Here is a 5,241-nt window from a genome sequence, read left to right as displayed (position 1 = left end):
ATATCAACTAAATGGGTTGGCGATTATGATAGACGACTTGAACAGGAATTAAGCACTGGTGAGCCAAGTAAGTTGCTTCTATACTTCTACCAGTTGACATCAAAGGAGGCGGGGATTTTCCATCGATGGGGGGAGGAGGAATTAATACAGCTGCCGTTAGCTCAGTGTCGTGTTCAGGCAGTCGATCTGTTGTCGGAGGGACCTGCTGAACTGTTAAGTGATATTGTTTGTTCAGGTCTGACACATGAAGAGGCACGAAGGGAAGCTGGTCTGGCTGGGATTGAAGCATATGCTTCACGAATGATTGATTTGTGCGTTACAAATCTACTTCCATATCAGAAAGCAGAGGGTAGAAAACTAGAATGGGANNTGGTGCAGGAGAAACGTTTGCAGAAGGTGTTTGCCGTGGGTTACAAAAGTGTTTGGACAAAGAATTGAACATTCAACAGCGTGATCAGAAGTTATCGATCTCGCGGGTACAGTTGAGTGCTGTAGAGGATGAACGTTGCCGGTTTTATTTGCAGTCACTAACTACGATGCAGGGAGCACCGCTTATCGGGTTAGGAGAGGAAGTGTCTGGTTTCCCTGTGGTATGGGTCAGTACGAGTGACGGATGGTTTCGCAGCGTAGATTTGAATATAACAATGGCGTTACGAAATGTGTTACAACAAGCTCTTAACAAAGTACAAAACCCGGAAGGCAGCATTACATCGCAAGCATTTGATGAATCGTCCTTGCGTCTTGAAGAAAAGGTGTCACAAAGCATTGTCATCCCTGCTTGTGAAGAGAGGATACAATCCGAGGACTTGCAGTCCGCTATGGATGTCTTGAAGCAAAATCATAAGCAGCTTTCGGTGTTTGAACAAGAAATTGAACCATTTTTAAAAGAAGGTTTGGCTGGGGTGTTCGGAGTGTTTCTTCGAGAGGAGGAATTTGGGTGAGCGCTGCTGTCGTTTTGGTTATAGGAGAAGGGGTGGTGGCAGAAAGTGTGTGCGAAGAACTTTTCGCCCATTACCATGTAGTTCGCCAGTCCGAATTCGAAGCGGTGGTACCGAAAAAAACTGATTTGGCTCTGGTTCTTCAGGATGCCTGGAATCCTTCTGTTCATCAAAAGGCAGAAGAGATGTTTCGACGAACAGGGACGCCTTGGCTGCGAGGCTTCCTATCATTTGGAGAGGGTGTGGTGGGGCCGCTAGTTCGACCAGGGACCCCGGGGTGTTCTCAGTGCGCGGATTTGAGACGTCTCATGGCTGGACGCGACCGAAAAGAGATGTGGGGGATTCAGCAAAGGCTGAAGGAGTTTAGAAGCATGCAGCCTGAAGGATTTGTATCGAACACGGGACTCTCGCAACTGGCCTATCAACTCAGGGCGGAGGTTAAACGAATTTTACAAGGTAATCATGCTCTTTCGGACGGCCAGGTATGTTTAATCAATTTGAAAACATTATCGAGTTCATGGCATTCCTTTCTCCCTGACCCGTTGTGTCCAGTTTGCAGCCAATTACCCGATGATTCGGAAAAAACTGCTCGAATCTCATTGCAGCCAAGTCCTAAGGTCAGCCCCGACAGTTATCGCTGTCGTTCGTTGGAAGATCTAAATAAAGTTTTAACTAAAGACTATTTAGATCATCGAACTGGCCTTTTGAATGGTAAAATGGTCGATTTAGTGCCACCCTTTGCCGATGTCAGTGTAAATCTGCCTTTGTTCGAGGGGGATGAGGGAACAGCAGGCAGGACAAATTCATATGAGGTAAGTGAGTTGACTGCTATTTTAGAAGGACTGGAGCGGTACTGCGGTCTAGAGCCACGCGGGAAACGTACCGTTGTCTTTGATAGTTTCCGCAATTTGCAAAATAGGGCACTCAATCCGATTAAAGTAGGTGTACATGCAAAGGAACAGTATGAGCAGCTTGGTTTTCCTTTTCAACCGTTTAATCCTGAAAAACCAATGAATTGGGTATGGGGTCATTCGTTTTTGGAAGNNGCTTGGGCGGTGGGCAGCGTGGATTTGTCTATGAAACTTCCAACGGATGCGCCTTAGGGGGGAGTTTGGAAGAGGCTATTTTCTACGGAATTATGGAAGTGGTGGAGCGGGATTCATTTCTGATGACTTGGTACGCACAACTGAAACTGCCGCGACTTGACCCATCTTCTGCTGACGACCAAGAATTGCAGTTAATGATCGAACGTATGCGGGCAGTCGCAGGATATGATTTGTATTTGTATAATTCGACGATGGAGCACGGAATTCCGAGTATTTGTGCGATTGCTAAAAACAGGAAAGAAAAGGGATTGAATCTTATCTGTGCTGCTGGTGCACATCTTGACCCGATAAGGGCGGTTAAAAGTGCGGTCCATGAGTTGGCTGGCATGATGCTGACCCTAGATGAGAAATTGGAGTCGAACCAGGAAGAGTATAGCCGTATGCTGCAAGATTCATCTCTGGTCCAACAGATGGATGATCATGGCATGCTGTACGGTTTGCCGCAAGCGGAAAAGCGTCTGGATTTTTTACTTGAAGATAATCGTTCACTAAGAACATTTGCAGAGGAATTTAAGTGGATGTCGAGGCATACCGACCTTACAGATGAACTGCAAGACATTCTTCAAGTTTTTCGTCAATTAAATCTTGATGTGATTGTGGTTGACCAGACGGCACCAGAATTGAAACGGAACGGACTTTATTGCGTGAAGGTACTGATTCCGGGGATGCTGCCGATGACATTCGGACAACATCTTACCCGCGTAACTGGGCTAGAGCGGGTGCTCCGGGTACCGATGGAACTCGGATACTCAAAACAACCGTTGACACTTGATCAACTAAACCCACATCCACATCCGTTTCCATAAGCGGCGACTAGGAGGCAAGGAGGATGAGTCTAGAGGAGTTTTTGCTCAATTTACATTTTGACATTGATAAGGCAAGCGTACCTAATTGGGAAGTGGATTGGGAAGATGCGCCACTTCCTTATAAGCTTTACCGCGGCTTGCCAGAAGTACCATTTTCTCTTGAAGTACCGCTAACACTTGAGGAACTAGAACCGCCCATAAAGCCTGATCTTCGCAAAATTGGTCATTTTCTCTGGTATGTATATGGTCTTACACAAGTTAGCCAGTCAGTCTTTTCCTTGGATTCCACAGCTGTATCGGCGAATCTAGTACAGTCGTATCGGCGGTTCGCTCCTTCTGGCGGGGCATTATATCCAAACGAATTATATGTTTATCTTAAGATAGAGGATTTGCCTGTTGGGGTGTACCATTATGATGTGGCTCATCACCGCTTGGTATTGTTACGAGAAGGAAATTTTGATTCATATCTAGCCCGTGCACTTGGGAATCGTTGTGATGTGTCTTCTTGTTTTGGTTCTGTGTTTGTGTCGACCTTGTTTTGGAAAAATTTCTTTAAATACAATAACTTTTCTTACCGTCTGCAAGGGTTGGATGCCGGCGTGGTGATTGGACAGTTGCTGGAAGTGGCGAAACGTTTTGGCTTTGCAACGGGGGTTTACTTCCAGTTTCTTGATCGGGCCATTAACCATCTTGTTGGGCTTTCCGAACAGGAGGAGAGTGTTTATGCGGTTATTCCGCTTTCCGTAGAACCAACGATCTGGTCTACAAATGGGAATGAAATAGACATCACTTCCGCAGAATTGTGCCGAGAATTAACAGCGATTCAGCCCAATCATTACGTCCGGTCAAAGAGGGTCAAAGAGTATCCGATGTTGACCAAATTGAATGAAGCGTCCTTGCTGGAAACAACGCAAACGTTTCGGTTCATTGAGGCGAAGGAGAGTTTGAATTTTGACGGTCAAGCGGAAGCTCTGCCTCAAGTGAACCGATTATCTTATGATTTGGCGTCAGCCTGCCGAAAGAGATTTTCACTGGATATGGATTTTGTTTTGGGAAAGGTGAGTCAAATTCAACTGGCCACACTAATGCAGGAAGCGACCGCATCCTTCTCGTATCGGAATGATTTGGATGGAGCAAATTGGAAGAACGAGCCTCGTGTTTCATTGTATGGCTGTTTATATAATGTTGAAGGTATTCCAAATGGAGCCTATTATTATGACAGCACTACTCATGAGTTACGAAAGGTACATCCTGGAGATTATCGACTCCAGTTGCAATCCGGAATGTCTCTAGATAATGTTAATTTACTTCAAGTACCGCTTTGCCTACATGTGGCAGGAGATAGGGAATCGTTCAGAACGGCCCTGGGATACAGAGGATATCGAATCCAACAAATGGAAGCAGGCATGCTCGTGCAACGGTTACTGTTAGCGGCCTCTGCCCTTGGAATGGGAGGGCACCCACTTCTCGGATTTGATGCAAACTTGTGTGATGAGATTTACAAAATGGAACCACATGGACTAACCAGTCTAATCCAAATTCCAATTGGTCCTTATCGGCATAGACCTTGGTTAAAAGGATCCTTGAAAAGTTAGGATTAATAGATTTAATGATTGCTAAAATATGATTCAACCCTGAACAATAAATAATAAATATTATAAAGTCTTAACTGCTTAAAGGAGTTAAGACTTTTTTATGTTTAGATAGTTTAGGATTGTCTTATTCGAAAACACACCTTAGCACAGAGAACAGGAAAGAGTCTCCCCATACAAAAGAAGACTCTTATTTTTCTGAGAAAGAATCAAAATAAGTATGGTAAGCACTCTAAAATTCTTCAGCAAACTGTAATACTTCAGACTCAGATTCAGGTCTGTCACAGGTGCTTTCCATGATATAGTGTGTTCCTTTTTTCGATGATTCAATTAGTCCGTGCATCGCTTCTAAAACATGGTATGCTAATTCGCCATTTGCTCGATAGTTGACGTCTTCGAGGATCGCTTTTGCCATATCAGCGACACCAAGCCCTCTGCTGTTTTGGGCAAATCCATAAGAAAGCGGAACCTCCGCGAATTCTTTTTCGTCACGTTTTCTTATCCGTACAGGACCGCTAAACGTATTTGGATCAGGAACGAGTAAAGTACCTTCACTGCCATAGACTTCGATAGGTGGCAGGGATGTTCCGCCAAAGGCATCAAAGCTTGTTGTAATGGTTCCGATGACACCTGAGACAAAATCGATCACACCTGATAGATGTGTAGGGGTGGATACTTGAATTTTGGTTCCTTCTTTAGGTTTACTAGTGATGGTTCGTTCCGGATAACTAATCCGAGCAGATCCAGAAATTCGTTTAATAGGTCCTAAAAGAGCTACTAATGCGGTTAAATAATAAGG

Annotated in this window: 2 protein-coding genes and 1 pseudogene; 2 read left to right on the top strand and 1 reads right to left on the bottom strand. The window is 44.7% G+C overall.

Features of this window, described 5'->3' with window-relative positions; all coding sequences use genetic code 11:
- Positions 1 to 937 precede the first annotated feature (937 nt).
- Positions 938 to 2,850: pseudogene (locus tag V7659_RS21310) on the top strand (TOMM precursor leader peptide-binding protein).
- 23 nt (positions 2,851 to 2,873) lie between these two features.
- A complete protein-coding gene (locus tag V7659_RS21305; RefSeq protein WP_335542086.1) occupies positions 2,874 to 4,445 on the top strand; it encodes a SagB family peptide dehydrogenase in 1,572 nt (523 codons plus the stop codon).
- A 229-nt stretch (positions 4,446 to 4,674) separates the two neighbouring features.
- On the opposite strand, the gene V7659_RS21300 is transcribed toward V7659_RS21305, so the two are convergent.
- The coding region (locus V7659_RS21300; RefSeq protein ID WP_420491755.1) for a Gfo/Idh/MocA family protein at positions 4,675 to 5,241 on the bottom strand (567 nt) is incomplete at its 5' end.

It is taken from the genome of Neobacillus drentensis, from assembly GCF_036966985.1.
GTDB classification, from domain to species: domain Bacteria; phylum Bacillota; class Bacilli; order Bacillales; family Cytobacillaceae; genus Neobacillus; species Neobacillus drentensis_E.
This window is presented reverse-complemented; position numbering and strand designations above follow the sequence as displayed.